This window comes from Nonomuraea jabiensis (assembly GCF_014204795.1).
GTDB lineage: Bacteria > Actinomycetota > Actinomycetes > Streptosporangiales > Streptosporangiaceae > Nonomuraea > Nonomuraea jabiensis.
Window position 1 is genome coordinate 7,608,559 of sequence record NZ_JACHMB010000001.1, and the last position, 15,861, is coordinate 7,624,419.

Below are 15,861 nucleotides of genomic sequence, written 5' to 3' on the forward strand. Positions count from 1 at the left end.
CGGACCGGCACCCGGTCGCCAGGCTCGTGGGTCGGCCCCGCGCTGGGATCGTTCATAGCCGCGAGCGGGGGATCCGGGTTCCGTGCTCGGATCGCTCATGAGCGTGAGCGGGGTCCGGGGTGGCGTGCTGGCTCTGTGCTGGGATCGCTCATGGCCGTGAGCGGGGGTCCGGGTTCGTGTGGCGGTTGCGTGCTCGGCGGTCGCGCCGCGGCTCAGTACAGCCAGCGGTACGAGCGGACCGCGTCCGCCGCGTCGCGGTCGGCGGCCCAGGCGGCGTCGGAGACGCGTACCGCGCGGAAGGCGTCGGCCAGCTCCTCGCCCAGCGCCGACCGGATGCGGTCGTTGGTCAGCAGCGTGCCGAGCTGCTCCTCGACGGTGGTGGGCAATCGACGGATGCCGCGTTCGGCCCGCCGCTCGTCGGCCCAGGTGCCGGGGTCCTCCTGCACCGGGTCAGGGGGAGTGAGGCCGTCCTCGATGCCGGCGAGGCCCGCGGCGATCACGGCGGCGAGTGCGAGGTAGGGGTTGGCCGAGGCGTCCGACGGCTTGAGCTCGACGTTGGCGTGCCCGGCGCCGATCAGGGGAGTGGCCGGTACGAGCCGCAGCGCCGCCTCCCGGTTCTCCACGCCCCAGAACGTGTACGCGCCGGACCAGTAACCGGGCCGCAGCCGTTGCAGCGAGGACAGGCTGGGCGCGGTGACGGCCACGACGGCGGGCAGGTCGCGCAGCAGGCCGGCCAGGTAGGCGCCGCCGTCGGCGGTCATGCCCGCGGGTCCGTCACCGCCGGACAGCAGGTTCGTCCCGGCGCGGTACAGCGAGGTGTGCAGATGCCAGCCGTTGCCCACCTGCCCGAGGGTGACCAACGGGGCGAAGCTCGCCCGCAGGCCGTGCGCCCGGGCGGCCGCGTGAACGGTCTGCCGGGCCAGCAGCTGCCGGTCGGCGGCGGTGACCGGGTCGGCGGGGGCGATGTTGAACTCGAACTGCCCCGGCGCGTACTCACCGTGGAACTGGCCGACCGGCACGCCGTTGCGGTCGAGGTCGCGCAGCAGCTGCGCGGCTAAGGCGTCGACGGCCAGCATCCTGGCCGGCCCGTAGGAAGGGCCCTCGTAGATGGGGCGTACGTCGTCGCCGTCGTCCCCGTCCGCCCGGCTGAGGTGGAACTCCATCTCGTAGCCGGCCAGGAAGTCCAGCCCGAGAGCCGCGGCCCGGGAGACCTGGCGCTCCAGCACGCCGCGCTGTTCGTACGGCCACGCCGAACCATCGGCGGCGACCTGCCGGCCCGGCACCCACGCGAACCCGGGCTGACCGGCGAGCCGGACCAACCGGTCGGCGACCGGCATCAGCCGGATGTCGCCCGAGGGGGTGCCCAGCGGGGAACGCCCGAAGGTGATGCCGTCGTGGGAGTCGAACACCGCGAACAGCGGCGTGACACCCACCCCCCGCTCGACCGCCGCCCCGAACTGACCGACCGGCACCGTGCGCGACCGAGGGATCCCGTTGTTGTCGGCCCAGACGATCGTGACGCCGACGACGCCCGTTTCGGCCAGATCCAGATCGTCCGTGCCGGTCTGCGGCGCGCCAGCGGTCACCTGGTCGAGCATCGGCATCCCCTCACGATCGGCCCCACTCAACGACCACATCCGCACGTGTCCTGTTTCGGGGGACAACGCCTGGTCAGGGCGTCGAATGTGGTGCCGTTCGACGCGCGGGTCACTTTATGGAAAGCGAACCCTCGGCCGGCGACGCCACGCCCGCGCACCCCTCCAGCCGATCCCGCAGCCTCGCCCATTTGTTTGGCAATGCGCTGAATGTCCTGACGATGGCGGTGTGCTCTGGCAGCATGTCGGCCATCCCGTGATCCGCGCGCTGCGCGCGGCGGTGTTCACGGCCGTCTGCGTGCTGGCCGTGCGTGGCAAGCTCGGCCTCGGTCGCGGCTGATCGCCGGGGGATGGCGTGCCGTCCCGGTCGCGGTTGACCACTGCGCGCCGCAAGCCCCTCCCCGGTCGCGGTTGATCGCTGCGTGCGGCAAGCCCTGCCCCCGCCGCAGCTGATCGCCGTAGACCGGCGCGCCGTCACCGTTGGCGGCGCGCTGATCCATCGTCGATGATGATCGCTGAAGGAGGCATTTTGCGCCCTGACATGACCCAGCAGGACGACGACCTCGTCAGCGAAAGGGACTTCCGGCGCCTGTGGGCGGGTACGACCGTGAGCCAGCTCGGCTCGGCGGTCAGTATGGTCGCCCTGCCCGTGGTCGCCATCACCGTCCTGGACGCCTCGGCTTTCCAGGTCGCCCTGTTGTCGGTGATTCAGGCGGTCACAATTGTCGTCGTCGCATTTCCCGCGGGACGGTATATCGAATTCCGGGCCAAACGCCCGGTCATGATCTGGTCAGATATCGCCAGATGTATTTTGCTGTTCAGCATTCCGATCGCAGCGTTCTCCGGATGGCTGACATTCGCTCACCTCTGTGTCGCCGCTCTGGTCAACGCCGCCGGCCAGATCGCCTCGTCCGGGGCGGCGCAGGCGCATCTGAAGGCTCTCGTCCCGGCCGAGCGGCTCATGAGCGCCAACAGCCGCCTGGAGTCGACCCGCTGGTTGAGCGTGCTGGTCGGCCCGTCCCTGGCCGGGCCGCTCATCGGGGCACTGTCGGCGGTCGGCGCCCTGATCGTGGACGCCGTGTCGTTCGTCGTGAGCGCCTGGTCGATCCGGTCGCTGCGCACGCCCGAGCCCCAGCCGCCCGCGCGCGAGCCGAGCCCCTCCCGGCGGGCGGAGCTGTTCGCCGGGTGGGGCTTCGTGCGCGGGCATCCGGTGCTGCGGCGGATGTTCGCGAGCTGGCTCGTCTTCGCCGGCGCCAGCGCGATGGCGACGCCGCTGAGCTCGCTGTTCTACCTGCGCGACCTGGGGTTCACCCCTTGGCAGTACGGCCTGCTCATGGGGCTCCCTTCGCTCGGCGGCTTCCTCGGCGCGCGGCTCGCGCCGCGGATGGGCAGGCGATTCGGGCTGGTCCGCGGCCTGTGGTGGGTGAGCCTCTGGCGCGGCCCCTGGTACGCGCTCATCCCGCTGGCCTCACCCGGCACCGCCGGCCTGCTCCTTTGCGGGCTCGGCTTCGCGGGCGTGCTGTTCTTCTCCGGCCTGGCGAACTCCACCATGACGACCTACCGCCAGCTCGGCACCCCGGACCACCTGCTGGCCCGGGTGTCGACGCTCTGGATCTTCGCCACGAACGTCACCCAGCCGCTCTTCATCGCCTTCGGCGGCCTGGTCGCCAGCACGCTCGGCACGCGAGCGGGGCTCTTCCTGGTCGCGGCCTTCATGTGCGGGTCCGGCCTGTTCCTGCCCCGGCGTTCGGAAGATCACGCCTGAGCGCCCAGCCGGGCGCGCAGCCCGAGCAGGACGTCGACGATCAGGAACGCGGCCAGCGAGATGCCCATCAGCGGCAGGAAGATCCCGACGGCCACGGCCAGCAGCGCCAGCGGCGCCAGCAGGACCCACGGCACGTTCCGCCAGCCGCCCCGAGGGTACGGCTTGCCGAAGCCCCGGGTGGGCCGGCGGCGCCACCACATGCGGTAGCCGAGCACGATCAGCGTGATCAGGCCGATGGCGAGCGCGGCCAGCAGGATCTGGTTGGCCAGGCCGAACAGCAGCCCCATGTGCCCGTCGATGCCCCACCGGGCGAGCTTGGCGGCCAGCGAGTAGTCGGCGAAGCGCAGCTCGGCGGTCACCTGGCCGGTGGTGGGGTCGACGGCGACCTGGTCCAGGCGGGTGGGCGCGGTCTTGTCGATCTCCTTCACCAGGTAGGGCGCGCCGCTCTTGGCGGGCCAGGTGATCTCCAGCGGGCCGGACAGCCCCTTGGCGGCGGCCGCCTGCGCGACGCGGTCCACCCCGACGCCGGCCCCACCGGCGTGGTGGCCCGCGGTCGCGGTGTGCGCGGCGTGGTCACCGCCCGAGACGTCGATCGACGGGGTCGTCCAGTCGAGCGCCGCGCGCAGCTCGTCGACGTTGGCTCCGGCGTACTTCGACCAGGTCAGGCCGGTGGCGGACAGGAACAGCAGGCCGAGCACCGCCCACAGGCCGACCGAGCCGTGCCAGGACAGCGTGCGGCGCAGGCCGCCGGCGGCGCGGTCGGGGACGAAGAGGTGGCGCCGGTTGCGGCGGCGCCGGGCGAGCCAGAGGACGAGGCCGCCGAGCGCGACCACCCACAGCCAGCTGGCGGCCAGCTCGCTGTAGATCCGCCCGGGTTCGCCCAGGTGGAGCTGGCGGTGGAGGGTCGAGATCCAGGCGCGTACGGGCAGCGCCCCGGAGCTGCCGTAGCTTTCCAGCGTGCCGCGCACCTGGCCGGTGGAGGGGTCGACGAAGACCGCCAGCTGGGTGCTCTCGGGGAGTCCTGGCTGGCTGATGAGCACGCGGGTGGTCTGGCCGGGTTCGGCGCCGGGCCGTACCGCGGTGACGGTGCCCTGGGGGTGGGCCGCGCGGGCCGCCGCGACCTGCGCGTTGAGGGGCAGGGTGGTCTTTCCGGCGGGCGCGGTGAGCTCGTGCTGGTAGACGACCTCCTCGATCTGGTACGAGGCGGCGTACATCAGCCCGGTGCACGCGGCGACGAGCAGGAAGGGGGCGATGAGGACGCCCGCGTAGAAGTGCAGCCGCAGCACCAGCGGGCGCAGCGCGGCCCAGGCGGTCCGCTCGCGGGACGGCGCGGGGACGTGATCGACGGAATTGCCGACGTCGGCGGTCGAGGTCATCAGGCGTTTCTCCACTCACAGCGCGCGCAGGTACGCGCGCTCTCGACAAGGGTTCGAGGTCCGCCGTGCCGTACACAGGGCGTGGCGGAACACGGGCCGGTGGCCCGGAAGGGATCAGATGAGGGAGAGACGCGCCGGCGGGCCCCGCCGGAAGTTCGCCGCCGCGAACAGGTGCTGGAGGAAGGCGGCGTGGTCGTCCCATGCCGCGTGCCGGCCACCGTACGGGCTCAGCTCGACCGGCCCGCCCGCCAGGACCGAAAGGACCCTCCACCAGCGGCCGACGGACGCGACGGCGAGATGGAGCAGCGCGGCCAGAGCGGACTCGCCCCGCGCCAGCCACCAGGCCGAGATGACCGCCGTCGTGGCGTGCACCAGGAACATGCCCACGCCCGAAGCGTGCTCATGAGGCGGCGGCACGTCCGCGCGGCCGGCCCCGAACAGGAGATGCATGCCGTACTGGGCGGCGAAGCAGGCCGCGAGCAGGACCTCCATGCCGCGCTGGCGGCCACCGAGCACGAACGCGCCCGTCCAGGTCAGCGCGAGCGCGCCGAGCAACGTGCCCGCGCGTACCGGATCGCCGCCGGCCAGTCCATGCAGGGCGGCCGAGACCAGCACGCAGACCGCCGCGAACACCGCGGCGCGAATTGCGCGCAAGAAGGGCTGACCGACATGCACCCGGTCATAGTGCCATGTGATCGAGAATTCGTATACACGGAATTCGGATCTTAAAAATGTTGCCTGTCGCTTGAACCCGGCCTCAGAAACCTGCGTATCCCACCTAAAGGCGAGCCATGAGCGCGCCAGGCGGTTTTACGGGAAAGGTTCGCGCCAATGACCCTGTCCGTCGCGGTTACGGGAATGAGCTGTGGTTGCAGTGCCTCGACGATCCGGGCACAGGTCCTGCCACTGCGGGGCGTCGAGCGGGTGGAGGTGGACGTGCTGGGGGGCCGCGTCACCGTGAGCGGAGGCCCGCTGCTGGAGGAGTCGCAGGTGCGCGCGGCGATCGTCGAGGCGGGATACAAGGTGGCCTCCTGATCGTCCGCGGTGACAGGCGCCTGATCTGAAGACGGTGGCACCGGTGTGCGAAGATCTGTCCGCGATGGGTCCGTTGTCGGTGGTGCGGTGGGTGCGCGCGGCGAGCTTCGCCGCCACGTGCGCCGCCCTGGCCATGCTCGGGCACCTGGCGGGTGGGGGCTACTTCGACGCGGTGTCGACGCTGGGCGGTTTTCTGCTCCTGCTGCCGGCCGCGCTGGCCCTGACCGGGCGTGAGCGCAGCCTGGGCGCCATCCTGCCCGCCACGGCCCTGTCGCAGGTCGTCCTGCACGTCCTGCTGAGTCAGGGCGCCGCCCACCATGCGATGGCCTCCCTCGGGGCCGCCCCGGGCGTGGCGCAGCTCCATCACGGAGGCTCGCCGAGCTTCGGGATGCTGGTCATGCACGCGCTGGGCGTGCTGGTGACCTCCGCCTGGCTGCGGTGGGTCGAGTCGGGCCTGTGCGCCCTGGTCCGGCAGGTGGCCGGACGGGTGCTGCGCCCGCTGCTGGTCCTGGTTTTCACGGTGGCCGGGTGCACGGCCACCGGTCCGGGGACGATCGCGTACGCGGGTGAGGACGAAACCCCGCCTGTTCGCGCCTTCCTCCGATATGCCCTCGCAGGGCGGGCACCTCCTGGAGCGCACGCAGGGACCTGCTGACCCGGCGCCGGCCGTCCGAGCCGGTTCCCCGGGCCGTTTCCCATGACCTTTTCCCCACACCGGGCTGTGCCGTAGCGCCGCCCGGGCGCCGCGCGTTGCCGCGATGCGCCGGTCACCGCCGTGACCGGCGCCGGTCTCGCGCGCCTCCAGACTCGACCTCGAAGAGAGCATCATCGATGAACCCTTGTCATGCGCGCCGTCACCTGGCTGCCGCACTCTGTGTGCTGACGGCCCTGAGCGCGGCCGGTTGCGGTGACCCCGGCGGCTCCGAGCGCGGATCCGCCGCCGTCGCCACTGCCGCCGCCACCGCGTCCGGCTACCCCCTGACCTTCGACAACTGCGGCACGAAAGTCACCTTCCAGCGTCCGCCGCAACGCGTGCTGATCCTCAACGGCACCAGCGTGGCCGAGGTGGAGAGCTTCATCATGCTCGGCCTGGACAAGAGCGTCCTGGCCAACGCCCAGAGCTACGGCGTCTCCGACGACCCCACGATGATCGGCAGGATCAAGGCGCTGCCGACCGGCGGCCTGACGATGAACAAGAACTTCGACGTCCCCGCCGAGCAGGTGCTCAAGCTCAAGCCGGACCTGGTGGTGTCCACCTGGTCCGGCGGGTTCGACGCCAAGAAGGGCTTCGCCACCCGCGAGCAGCTCGCCGCCGCCGGAATCACCTCGCTGGTCAACCCGGTCAACTGCGCGATGGGCAAGCCGGAGGCCACGGAGGAGGAGAAACGCGCCTACCGCAACCAGTCGATCAACTCCTCGCTGGAGTTCATCGCGCTGCTGGGGCGCGTCTTCGACGTCCAGGACCGCGCCGTCGACCTGATCGGCAAGCTGCGCGCCCGCATCGAGACCGTACGGGCGCGGGTCGCGGGCCGGCCCGCCAAGAAGGTCCTCATCGCCTATCCCGGCATGGCCATGATGAACGCCAACGGGCTGCCCGCCGTGATGACCGGCGGCATCTACGACGACGTGATCAAGGCCGCCGGTGGCGTCAACGCCTTCGCCGGGCAGAGCTCGGACACGACCCGCACCCTCAACACCGAGCAGCTCGCCACCGCCCAGGTGGACGTGCTCGTGGTCGGGCAGTTCACGCCGGACGAGCGGCCCGAGGTGGAGGCGGCCAAGCTGTTCGCCGCCTACCCGCACTGGGCCGCGTCGAAGTCCAGGACGTACGCGGTGGTCTCGGACGGGGTGTATCTCGGCCCGCTCAACGCCGTGGCCGTGGAGAAGCTCTCCAAGGTGGTCCACCCCGGTGACTGACATCCTCACACCCGCACCGGTCACCAGGGCCGCGCCGTCGCGCCGCCCGCACCTGGTCTCCGGGCCCGCCACCGGGCTGCTGCTGGCCGCCCTGGCCGGCGCGCTGGTCGCCGCCCTGGTGGTGGGCATCTCCGTCGGCTCGGTCAACCTTCCGCTCGGCCAGGTCTGGGGTGTGGTCTGGGCCCACCTGACCGGGCGGGGTGCGCAGGCGGATCCGCTGCTCAGCCAGGTCGTCTGGGACCTGCGCACCCCTCGGGCGCTGCTGGCCGCGCTCGCCGGGGCCGGCCTGTCGGTGGCCGGGGTCGCGCTGCAGTCCCTGGTGCGTAACCCGCTCGCCGATCCGTACGTGCTGGGCGTGTCCTCGGCCGCCTCGCTCGGGGCCGTGCTGGTCCCCGCGCTGGGCAGCGCCGTCCTCGCCGGCACGCTCGGCGTCACCGGGGCCGCCTTCGTCGCCGCCCTGCTGTCGGCGCTGCTGGTGTACGTGCTGGCGCAGCGCGCGGGCCGGCTGCTGGACTCCTGGCTGGTGCTGACCGGCGTCGCCGTCGGCTACCTGTGCGCGGCGGCCACCACGTTCGTGCAGCTGCAGCTCAACCCGACCGAGCTGCAGGGCATGATGTTCTGGCTGATGGGCAGCGTCGCCGGCGCGTCCTGGGCCGACCTGGGCGGGCCGACTCTGATCGTCGTCTGCTGCCTGGCCTGGCTGTCCCTGCAGGCCCGCGCGCTGAACGCGCTGCTGGCCGGGGAGGAGGCCGCCATCGCTGTCGGCGTGCCGGTGGCGGTGCTGCGGATCGGGCTGCTCGTGGCCGGCTCGCTGCTCACGGCCACCGTGGTCAGCGTCGTCGGCGGCATCGGCTTCATCGGGCTGATGATCCCGCACATGGCCAGGTTCGTCGTCGGGGCCGACCACCGCCGCGTGCTGCCCGTGTCGCTGCTGGCCGGGGCGCTGTTCCTGGTGCTGGTGGACCTGGCGGCCCGGATCGCCGACCGGCCCAACGAGCTGCCGGTGGGCATCTTCACCACCGGGCTCGGCGTGCCGTTCTTCCTGTGGCTGCTGCGCCGCCGATCGAGTGGAGGCACCGATGCGGCTTGACCTGGCCGGCGTCAGCGCCCGCATCGACGCCCGTCCCATCGTCGAGGACGTGAGCCTGACGGCCGGGCCGGGCGAGTTCGTCGCGCTCATCGGCCCGAACGGCAGCGGCAAGTCCACCCTGCTGCGCACCGTCTACCGGTCGCTGCGCCCGTCCGGCGGCGTGGTCCGGCTCGACGGGCAGGACCTGTGGGGGATGCGGCCCCGGCAGGCCGCCCGCCACCGCGCCGTGCTGCCCCAGCACAGCCAGGTCGCCGACGGGCTGTCCGCCGCCGACGTCGTCGCCACCGGCCGCCACAGTCACCAGCGGCTGCTCGACCGGGAGAACGCCGCCGACCGCGCGGCGGTCGCCACCGCGCTGGAACGGGTCGGCATGGCCTGGGCGGCCGAGCGGTTGATGACGACCCTGTCGGGCGGCGAGCGGCAACGCGTGCTGCTCGCCCGGGCGCTGGCCCAGCAGGCGCCGCTGCTGGTGCTCGACGAACCCACCAACCACCTGGACGTCGGCTCCCAGCTCCTGCTGCTGGACCTGATCCGCTCCCTCGGCCTGACCCTGCTGGCCGCCCTGCACGACCTCGACCAGGCCGCCGCGTACGCCGATCAGGTCGTCGTCCTGCGCGGCGGCCGGGTCGCCGGGCACGGCCCGCCCCTGGAGGTGCTGACACCGGCGTTCATCGAGGAGGTCTTCGGCGTGCGCGCGCACATCAGCCCGCACCCCATCACCGGCCGCCCGCACATCGCCGTGGCGTCACCCGCACGGTGAAAGCGCGCCGGCCGGTCCCGGGGACCGGCCGGCGCCCAGGTCAGTGGCCCGCGTGCTGATGAGGCTTGGCGGCGACCCACTCCCTGGCCGCCTCGGCGCGATCGCGCAGCGTGGCGAGCAGCTCGGCCAGGTTCTCGTGGTCCATGTACGACGTCCTGCCGATGTCGTCGATGTGAGTGCCCACCTGGCCGGACAGGCCGGTCACCTCGCTGAGTGAGGCGATGATGTCGCGTGTCTCCGCAGCGTTCAGATCGCACATGGCCTCACCGTACGCAGCGCGGGGCCGGTCGCACATAGGCGAGCGGGCGAGGATTCCCGAGCCGGCAGGCAAGGAAGAGGCACTTTCCCACGCGATGCTTTATCGATAAAGTAGCCGCCGCCGCTTACCGAGAAAAGGTGTGAACCATGAGTGACGCTGTCGTGTCCGCCGTGCTCAACGTCGACGTCAAGGGCCCCGTGATCAGCAGGCATGTGTACGGCCACTTCGCCGAACACCTGGGCCGGTGCATCTACGGCGGCTTCTACGTGGGCGAGGACAGCGACATCCCGAACGCCGGCGGGATCCGGCTGGACGTCGTCGAAGCGCTGCGTGCCTTGAACATCCCGAACCTGCGCTGGCCGGGCGGCTGCTTCGCCGACGAGTACCACTGGATGGACGGCATCGGCCCGAAGGAGCAGCGCCCGTCGATGGTGAACACCCATTGGGGCAACGTCGAGGAGAACAACCACTTCGGCACCCACGAGTTCATGGCCCTGTGCGAGCTGCTCGGCGCCGATCCGTACATCAGCGGCAACGTGGGCTCGGGCACGGTGAAGGAGATGAGCGACTGGGTCGAGTACCTCACCCGCGAGGGCGACTCGCCGATGGTCCGCCTGCGCAAGGCCAACGGGCGCCAGGAGCCGTGGCGGGTGCCGTTCTGGGGGCTGGGCAACGAGGCGTGGGGGTGCGGCGGGAACATGACCGCCCAGCAGTACGCCGCCGAGGCCCGCCGGTACGGCACCTACTGCCGCGACCACGGCGACAACCGGCTGTACCGCATCGCCGCCGGCGCCAACAGCGACGACTACTCCTGGACCGAGGCGCTCATGAAGCAGCTCGGCGACCTGGGCTGCGCCTACCGGCCCCAGCCGTTCTACCAGGCGCTCTCGCTGCACTACTACACGATTCCGGGCACGTGGCAGGACAAGGGCGCCGCCACGGTGTTCGACACCGACGAGTACTACCGGACCCTGGTCAAGGCCGCCCACACCGACGAGCTGCTCACCGGCCACTCCAACGTGATGGACTGCTACGACCCCGGCAAGAGCGTCGGCCTGGTCATGGACGAGTGGGGCACGTGGTGGAACGTCGAGCCGGGCACCAACCCCGGCTTCCTCTACCAGCAGAACACCCTCCGGGACGCGCTGGTGGCGAGCCTGCACTTCGACATCTTCCACCGCCACGCCGACCGGCTGGTGATGGCCAACATCGCCCAGACCGTGAACGTGCTCCAGGCGATGATCCTGACCGACCCCGACTCGGGGGCGCTCGTGCTCACCCCGACGTACCACGTGTTCGAGATGAACAAGGGGCACCAGGACGCCACGGCACTGCGGGTCGATCTCCTGTCGGACGTGCCCGCCCGCGAGGTCGGGCCGGACACGCTGAAGACCGTCTCGCTGTCGGCGAGCCGCAAGGACGGCAAGGTGCTCGTCTCGCTGTCCAACCTGGACGCGGACGGCGCAGCCGACGTCGAGCTGGACCTGCGCGGGGGCATCGTCGGCGAGGTCGTCTCGCGGATCCTCACCGCCGGGGCGCCGCAGACCCACAACACGCCCGACGCGCCCGCCGCCGTCGCCCCGCGCTCCCACGAGCAGGTCACGGTCACCGGCACGCGGGTGCGGGTCCACCTGCCCGCCCACTCCTTCGTCACCGTGCAGGTCGACGTCGCCTGACCGGCGCCGCCACCCGCTGAGGGCGGTGCCCCCGCTTGAGGCGGCGCCCGTGATGAGGCGCAGTAAGCTCGAACCAGCGGCGGCCACAGTCGGAAGCGGCCGGATCGGATCCGGCCGAGGGCAGGACCTGAGGAGCGGCATGGTCACCATGGGCGACGTCGCCAAGCTGTCCGGGGTGTCGAAGATGACGGTCTCCAACGTCATCAACGACCGCGCCGGAGTCAGCGACGAGGTCCGCCGCCGCGTGCTCGAAGCCATCCGCCAGTCGGGCTACCGCGTCAACGTCTCCGCCCGGACCCTCAGGTCCGGGCGGACCGGCGTCATCGGGCTGGCCGTTCCCGAGATCGACCGGCCCTACTTCGGACAGCTCGCCGCCCACGTGATCGACGAGGCGCAGGGGCGGGGTTTCCACGTCGCGATCGAGCAGACCGGCGCGGCCGCGGCCGGGGAGATCGACGCGATCTCTCATTCGTACACCCTGCAGTTCGACGGGCTGATCCTCAGCGCGGTCGGGATCGACCCCCAGGACTCGCGGCTGACCGGCGGCGACCACCCGATCGTGATGCTCGGCGAGCAGGACTTCGCCGCGCGGTTCGACCACGTCGCGATGCCCAACGAGGAAGGCGCGAAAGCGGCGACCACGCATCTGATCGACCGCGGCTGCCGCCGGATCGCGATGGTCACCGGCGACTCCCTCCACGGCGTGAACGTGGTGACGCGCCGCCACCAGGGCTACCTCGCCGGGCTCGCCGAACGGGGGCTCGTCCCGGATCCGGCGCTGCTGTTCGCCGTCGGCGGGATGACGCTCGAATCGGGCCGCGAGGCGGCCCACCGGCTCGTCGACTCCGGTCACGAGGTCGACGGCGTGGTCGCGGTGAGCGACACCGTCGCCCAGGGGGTCTTCCGGGGCCTGGCCGATCGTGGCGTCCGGGTGCCCGACGACATCCGCCTCGTCGGGTACGACGACATCCCCGAAGCGGCGTACATGGTGCCCTCGCTGTCCACCGTGGCCCCCGACCACCGGTGGATGGCCGCGAAGGCGGTCGAGCTGGTGACCGCCCGCATCCAGGACCCGGCACGCCCGGCCGGCGAGCACACCGCGCCCTTCGAGCTGATGGTCCGCGAGTCCACCCGCTGACGGCCCCCGCCGGTGGTTTTGGCGCAGGCTGCCGAGTTCGGTGACGTCCCCCGGGGGAGAGCGGCGCCACGCGCAGCGGGTCACGCGCTCGGTGTCGCGGGCGCGCGGGACCGGCCCGTTCACCGCCGCTGCCCGCCGGTTGACCTCAATTCCGGTTGAGGTTGCACGCTATAGGGGTCATGTCCGGAAATAAGTAGGAGTGAGCGGCATATGCGAGTGGTTCGGGTGATCGGGTTCGGCGGGCCTGAGATGCTGGTGCCCGGGGAGGCGCCGGATCCGGTGGCCGGGCCGGGGCAGGTCGTGGTCGAGGTGGCGGTCGCGGGCGTGACGTTCGTCGAGACGCAGATCCGGCGCGGCACCGACAAGTGGCATGCCCGGCCGGAGTTGCCGTACGTGCCGGGCGGGCTGGTGGCCGGCCGGGTGAGCTCGGCCGGAGAAGGGGTGGATCCGGCGTGGGTGGGCCGGCGCGTCATCGCCGGGACGGGGGAGACCGGCGGTTTCGCCGAGCGGGCCGTGGCCGCGGCCGAGGACCTGTTCGCGGTGCCGGACGACCTGGGGTTGCCGGAGGCCGTCGCCCTGCACAGCGACGGCAGCACCGCGCAGGGACTGATCGAGGGGGCCAAGGTCCGGCCCGGCGAGTGGGTGCTGGTCGAGGCGGCGGCCGGCGGCGTCGGCAGCCTGCTGGTGCAGCTGGCCCGTACGGCGGGCGCGCGCGTCGTGGGGGCCGCCCGCGGATCGCGGAAGCTCGACCTGATCCGGGAGCTGGGCGCCGAAGCCGCGGTCGACTACTCCGAACCCGGGTGGACCGAGCGGGTGCTGGAGGCGACCGGCGGGGCGGGGGCCGACGTGGTCTTCGACGGCGTCGGCGGGGAGATCGGGCGGGCCGCGTTCGGGGTGACGGCCCGGGGCGGCCGCTTCTCGGTGCACGGCGCCTCCAGCGGCGAGGTCACCGCCGTCGATCCCGCGCAGACGGGCCGGGAGGACGTGGACGTGATCGGCATCGAGCAGCTCTTCGGCTTCGGGCCGCACGTGGCGCGGTGGGCGGAGGAGATGATGGCGCAGGCGGCCGCGGGGCTCGTCCGGCCGGTCATCGGGCAGACCTTCCCCTTGGAGCGCGCCGCCGACGCCCACGCCGCGATCGAACACCGCACCGCCCTGGGCAAGACCCTGCTGCTGATCTGACGGCAACGGCTATGGGCGTCCCGCGTGGAGGTGCGCGGCGACGGCTACGGGTGGTCGGCGTGGAGGTGCGCGGCGACGGCTACGGGCGTCCGGCGCGGAGGCGCGCGATGACGGTTACGGGTGGTCGGCGTGGTGGTGCGCGATGACGGTTACGGGCGGCTGGCGCGGAGGTGGGCGATGCCCATGTCCAGGGCGGCCTCCGGCGACGAAGCCGCCAACATCCACGGGGCCACCCTCTCGGTGGACGGCGGGCGCGCCGCGGTCTGAGACGATCCTCCAACCCGAGCCCGTACGGCGGTCAGCGCGGGACGTCGCCGGTGGGCGCGAAGGTCTGCCGGTAGTGTTCGGCCGCCTGGGCCATGTCGGTGCTGATGAGCTCGAAGAACCGGCTGGCGGTCGCGAGCCGGACGCCCGCCGGGGTGTCGGCGCCCAGGATGTCGACCCCCTCACGGACCGTCTCGGTCCACAACATCATCGACCGGGTGCCCACCAGCCACGCCCGGTACCAGACCTCGGCGTCGATGACGTAGCGCTCGCGCCGGTTGTCCCGCTCGCGCCTGACGAGCCCCACCTGTTCGAGCCACCCGACGCCCTTGGAGATCGACGCGGGGCTGACCCGCAGCCGCTCGGTCAGCTCGGCGACGGTCAGGTTGCCGGTGTCGCTGGTGAACAGGCAGGCCATCACCCTGGCCGCCATCGTCGGCACACCCCCGAACGTCGTCGTGAGCCGCTCCTCGAACTCGCGCACCGCCTGGGGATCGCGCCTGCCGGCGTCCCCCGCGGCCGTGCTCGCCGGCGCGGCGGGCCGGCGGCGGGCGCGCCATCCGGTCGCCTGCTGCGCCCGGCCCGCGTGGTAGCGGTGCGGGCCGCCGTTGCGCGCGATCTCGCGGCCGATGGTCGACCTCGGCCGCCCCAGGCGACGGGCGATCTCCGCGTAGGAGAGCCCTTCCGCCAGCCCCTCCGAGATCTTGCGGCGGTCGTCGTACGTCAGGTGGCCTCCCGGCATGCGCCCTCCCGGTACGTCATCGTCACGCGCAAGTATCGCCTCCGGCACACCTGATTGCGACACCGCATCGGGGGTTGTTGCATTTGCCGACACTGTCGTTGCGCCAGTTACTCCGCCCTGACCTGGGGCAACGGCGCTCGTAACTTGCCGAATCCGCGAACGCATTCGTAGCTTTCCCCGTGCGTGAACGATCGCCGTTCACGCGGAGGGAAACCGACATGACCCAGCCCGGCATGGTTGCCAAAGTATGCCTCGTGACCGGCGCCTCGTCCGGCATCGGCCACGCCACCGCACTCGAGCTCCTGCACGCCGGCCACTTCGTGTACGGCGCGGCGCGGCGGGTGGACAGGATGGCGGCGCTGCGCGACGCCGGAGGCCGCACGCTGCCGATGGACGTGACCAAGGAGGACGACCTCAAGCGCGCCGTCGACACCGTCCTGGACGCACACGGGCGGATCGACGTCCTGGTCAACAACGCCGGCGCCGTCGTCCACGGCGCCGTCGAGGACACGCCGCTGGCGCTGGCGCGAGACCTGTTCGAGGTCAACGTGTTCGCCGCGGCCCGGCTGGCGCAGCTGGTCCTGCCGGGGATGCGGCAGCGGGGCTCGGGCACGATCGTCAACGTCTCCTCGATCGGCGGCGAGCTCGCCTTCCCGCTCGGCGCCTGGTACTACGCCTCCAAGCACGCCCTGGAAGCCCTGTCCGACTCGCTGCGCATGGAGACCGCGCAGTTCGGCGTCGACGTCGTCGTCATCCAGCCCGGCATCATCAGGACCGACTTCGAGGCCGGGACCGCCCGGCAGCTGCGGGAGATCTCCGGGAACGGGGCCTACCGGCAGATGGCCGAGGCCATGGCCCGCGCCGCCGAGGCGCCGGCGGGCCACCGGAGCGACCAGGCCACCGACCCCGCCGTCGTCGGGACGACGATCCGGGAGGCCGTCGAGTCGGACCGGCCGGAGACCCGCTACGTCGTGGGCTGGCAGGCCGAAGCCCTCCTCCAGCTCAACAGGTCCCTCCCGGACCGCGAATTCGACGCGCGCATCACCGGCTCGCTCAGATAGC

At 72.1% G+C, this 15,861-nt stretch carries 16 protein-coding genes; 11 read left to right on the plus strand and 5 right to left on the minus strand.

Annotation, left to right across the window (positions count from 1 at the left end; genetic code table 11):
* Positions 1 to 212: 212 nt before the first annotated feature.
* Positions 213 to 1,604, minus strand: coding sequence for a glutamine synthetase family protein (locus tag HD596_RS34790; RefSeq protein ID WP_221519643.1), 1,392 nt, complete (start codon positions 1,602 to 1,604; stop codon positions 213 to 215).
* A gap of 520 nt (positions 1,605 to 2,124) precedes the next feature.
* Between HD596_RS34790 and HD596_RS34795 the strand changes: the two genes are divergently transcribed.
* Positions 2,125 to 3,360, plus strand: a complete 1,236-nt coding sequence (locus HD596_RS34795; RefSeq protein WP_246555053.1) for an MFS transporter — start codon at positions 2,125 to 2,127, stop codon at positions 3,358 to 3,360.
* On the opposite strand, the gene HD596_RS34800 is transcribed toward HD596_RS34795, so the two are convergent.
* Both HD596_RS34800 and HD596_RS34805 read right to left on the minus strand, forming a co-directional pair.
* Positions 3,351 to 4,736: a PepSY-associated TM helix domain-containing protein gene (locus tag HD596_RS34800; protein ID WP_185073598.1), complete on the minus strand. Its 1,386-nt coding sequence runs from the start codon at positions 4,734 to 4,736 to the stop codon at positions 3,351 to 3,353. The genes HD596_RS34795 and HD596_RS34800 overlap by 10 nt on opposite strands.
* 114 nt (positions 4,737 to 4,850) lie before the next feature.
* Complete coding sequence (locus tag HD596_RS34805; RefSeq protein ID WP_185073601.1) at positions 4,851 to 5,390, minus strand: hypothetical protein; 540 nt, start codon at positions 5,388 to 5,390, stop codon at positions 4,851 to 4,853.
* 177 nt (positions 5,391 to 5,567) lie between these two features.
* Here HD596_RS34805 and HD596_RS34810 point away from each other — a divergent pair, with 177 nt between their 5' ends.
* The 5 genes from HD596_RS34810 to HD596_RS34830 all read left to right on the plus strand — a co-directional run bounded on the left by HD596_RS34810 (position 5,568) and on the right by HD596_RS34830 (position 9,538).
* Positions 5,568 to 5,771: a heavy-metal-associated domain-containing protein gene (locus tag HD596_RS34810; RefSeq protein ID WP_185073602.1), complete on the plus strand. Its 204-nt coding sequence runs from the start codon at positions 5,568 to 5,570 to the stop codon at positions 5,769 to 5,771.
* A 43-nt stretch (positions 5,772 to 5,814) separates the two neighbouring features.
* Positions 5,815 to 6,426 (plus strand): hypothetical protein, encoded by a 612-nt coding sequence (locus HD596_RS34815; protein WP_185073604.1) that lies wholly within the window; start codon positions 5,815 to 5,817, stop codon positions 6,424 to 6,426.
* A 221-nt stretch (positions 6,427 to 6,647) separates the two neighbouring features.
* Positions 6,648 to 7,688, plus strand: a complete 1,041-nt coding sequence (locus HD596_RS34820; protein WP_221519644.1) for an ABC transporter substrate-binding protein — start codon at positions 6,648 to 6,650, stop codon at positions 7,686 to 7,688.
* Positions 7,681 to 8,778: a FecCD family ABC transporter permease gene (locus HD596_RS34825; RefSeq protein ID WP_221519645.1), complete on the plus strand. Its 1,098-nt coding sequence runs from the start codon at positions 7,681 to 7,683 to the stop codon at positions 8,776 to 8,778. Before HD596_RS34820 ends, HD596_RS34825 begins: the two co-directional genes overlap by 8 nt.
* Positions 8,768 to 9,538: an ABC transporter ATP-binding protein gene (locus HD596_RS34830; RefSeq protein ID WP_185073608.1), complete on the plus strand. Its 771-nt coding sequence runs from the start codon at positions 8,768 to 8,770 to the stop codon at positions 9,536 to 9,538. The genes HD596_RS34825 and HD596_RS34830 overlap by 11 nt, the downstream gene beginning before the upstream one ends.
* 40 nt (positions 9,539 to 9,578) lie before the next feature.
* Here HD596_RS34830 and HD596_RS34835 read toward each other — a convergent pair whose 3' ends face one another.
* A complete protein-coding gene (locus tag HD596_RS34835; protein WP_185073610.1) occupies positions 9,579 to 9,797 on the minus strand; it encodes a hypothetical protein in 219 nt (72 codons plus the stop codon).
* Between the two features lie 146 nt (positions 9,798 to 9,943).
* Between HD596_RS34835 and HD596_RS34840 the strand changes: the two genes are divergently transcribed.
* From HD596_RS34840 to HD596_RS34855, 4 genes are all read left to right on the plus strand, one after another.
* Positions 9,944 to 11,473 carry an alpha-N-arabinofuranosidase gene (locus HD596_RS34840; protein WP_185073612.1) on the plus strand — a complete coding sequence of 510 codons (1,530 nt, stop codon included), beginning with the start codon at positions 9,944 to 9,946 and terminating at the stop codon, positions 11,471 to 11,473.
* Positions 11,474 to 11,612: 139 nt separating this feature from the next.
* Complete coding sequence (locus HD596_RS34845) at positions 11,613 to 12,611, plus strand: LacI family DNA-binding transcriptional regulator (protein WP_221519646.1); 999 nt, start codon at positions 11,613 to 11,615, stop codon at positions 12,609 to 12,611.
* Between the two features lie 210 nt (positions 12,612 to 12,821).
* Positions 12,822 to 13,793 carry a zinc-binding dehydrogenase gene (locus tag HD596_RS34850; RefSeq protein WP_185073614.1) on the plus strand — a complete coding sequence of 324 codons (972 nt, stop codon included), beginning with the start codon at positions 12,822 to 12,824 and terminating at the stop codon, positions 13,791 to 13,793.
* A gap of 129 nt (positions 13,794 to 13,922) precedes the next feature.
* Complete coding sequence (locus tag HD596_RS34855; protein WP_185073616.1) at positions 13,923 to 14,060, plus strand: hypothetical protein; 138 nt, start codon at positions 13,923 to 13,925, stop codon at positions 14,058 to 14,060.
* Between the two features lie 31 nt (positions 14,061 to 14,091).
* On the opposite strand, the gene HD596_RS34860 is transcribed toward HD596_RS34855, so the two are convergent.
* Positions 14,092 to 14,799: a helix-turn-helix domain-containing protein gene (locus HD596_RS34860; protein ID WP_185073618.1), complete on the minus strand. Its 708-nt coding sequence runs from the start codon at positions 14,797 to 14,799 to the stop codon at positions 14,092 to 14,094.
* A gap of 233 nt (positions 14,800 to 15,032) precedes the next feature.
* Here HD596_RS34860 and HD596_RS34865 point away from each other — a divergent pair, with 233 nt between their 5' ends.
* Positions 15,033 to 15,860, plus strand: a complete 828-nt coding sequence (locus HD596_RS34865; protein WP_185073620.1) for an oxidoreductase — start codon at positions 15,033 to 15,035, stop codon at positions 15,858 to 15,860.
* Position 15,861 lies beyond the last annotated feature (1 nt).

What these genes read in the sequence shown, in the direction of transcription:
- HD596_RS34790 (WP_221519643.1), bottom strand. Translation starts at nt 1,604, where the DNA reads ATGCCGATGCTCGACCAGGTGACCGCTGGCGCGCCGCAGACCGGCACG.
- HD596_RS34800 (WP_185073598.1), bottom strand. Translation starts at nt 4,736, where the DNA reads ATGACCTCGACCGCCGACGTCGGCAATTCCGTCGATCACGTCCCCGCG.
- HD596_RS34810 (WP_185073602.1), top strand. Translation starts at nt 5,568, where the DNA reads ATGACCCTGTCCGTCGCGGTTACGGGAATGAGCTGTGGTTGCAGTGCC.
- HD596_RS34830 (WP_185073608.1), top strand. Translation starts at nt 8,768, where the DNA reads ATGCGGCTTGACCTGGCCGGCGTCAGCGCCCGCATCGACGCCCGTCCC.
- HD596_RS34835 (WP_185073610.1), bottom strand. Translation starts at nt 9,797, where the DNA reads ATGTGCGATCTGAACGCTGCGGAGACACGCGACATCATCGCCTCACTC.
- HD596_RS34840 (WP_185073612.1), top strand. Translation starts at nt 9,944, where the DNA reads ATGAGTGACGCTGTCGTGTCCGCCGTGCTCAACGTCGACGTCAAGGGC.
- HD596_RS34845 (WP_221519646.1), top strand. Translation starts at nt 11,613, where the DNA reads ATGGTCACCATGGGCGACGTCGCCAAGCTGTCCGGGGTGTCGAAGATG.
- HD596_RS34850 (WP_185073614.1), top strand. Translation starts at nt 12,822, where the DNA reads ATGCGAGTGGTTCGGGTGATCGGGTTCGGCGGGCCTGAGATGCTGGTG.
- HD596_RS34860 (WP_185073618.1), bottom strand. Translation starts at nt 14,799, where the DNA reads ATGCCGGGAGGCCACCTGACGTACGACGACCGCCGCAAGATCTCGGAG.
- HD596_RS34865 (WP_185073620.1), top strand. Translation starts at nt 15,033, where the DNA reads ATGGTTGCCAAAGTATGCCTCGTGACCGGCGCCTCGTCCGGCATCGGC.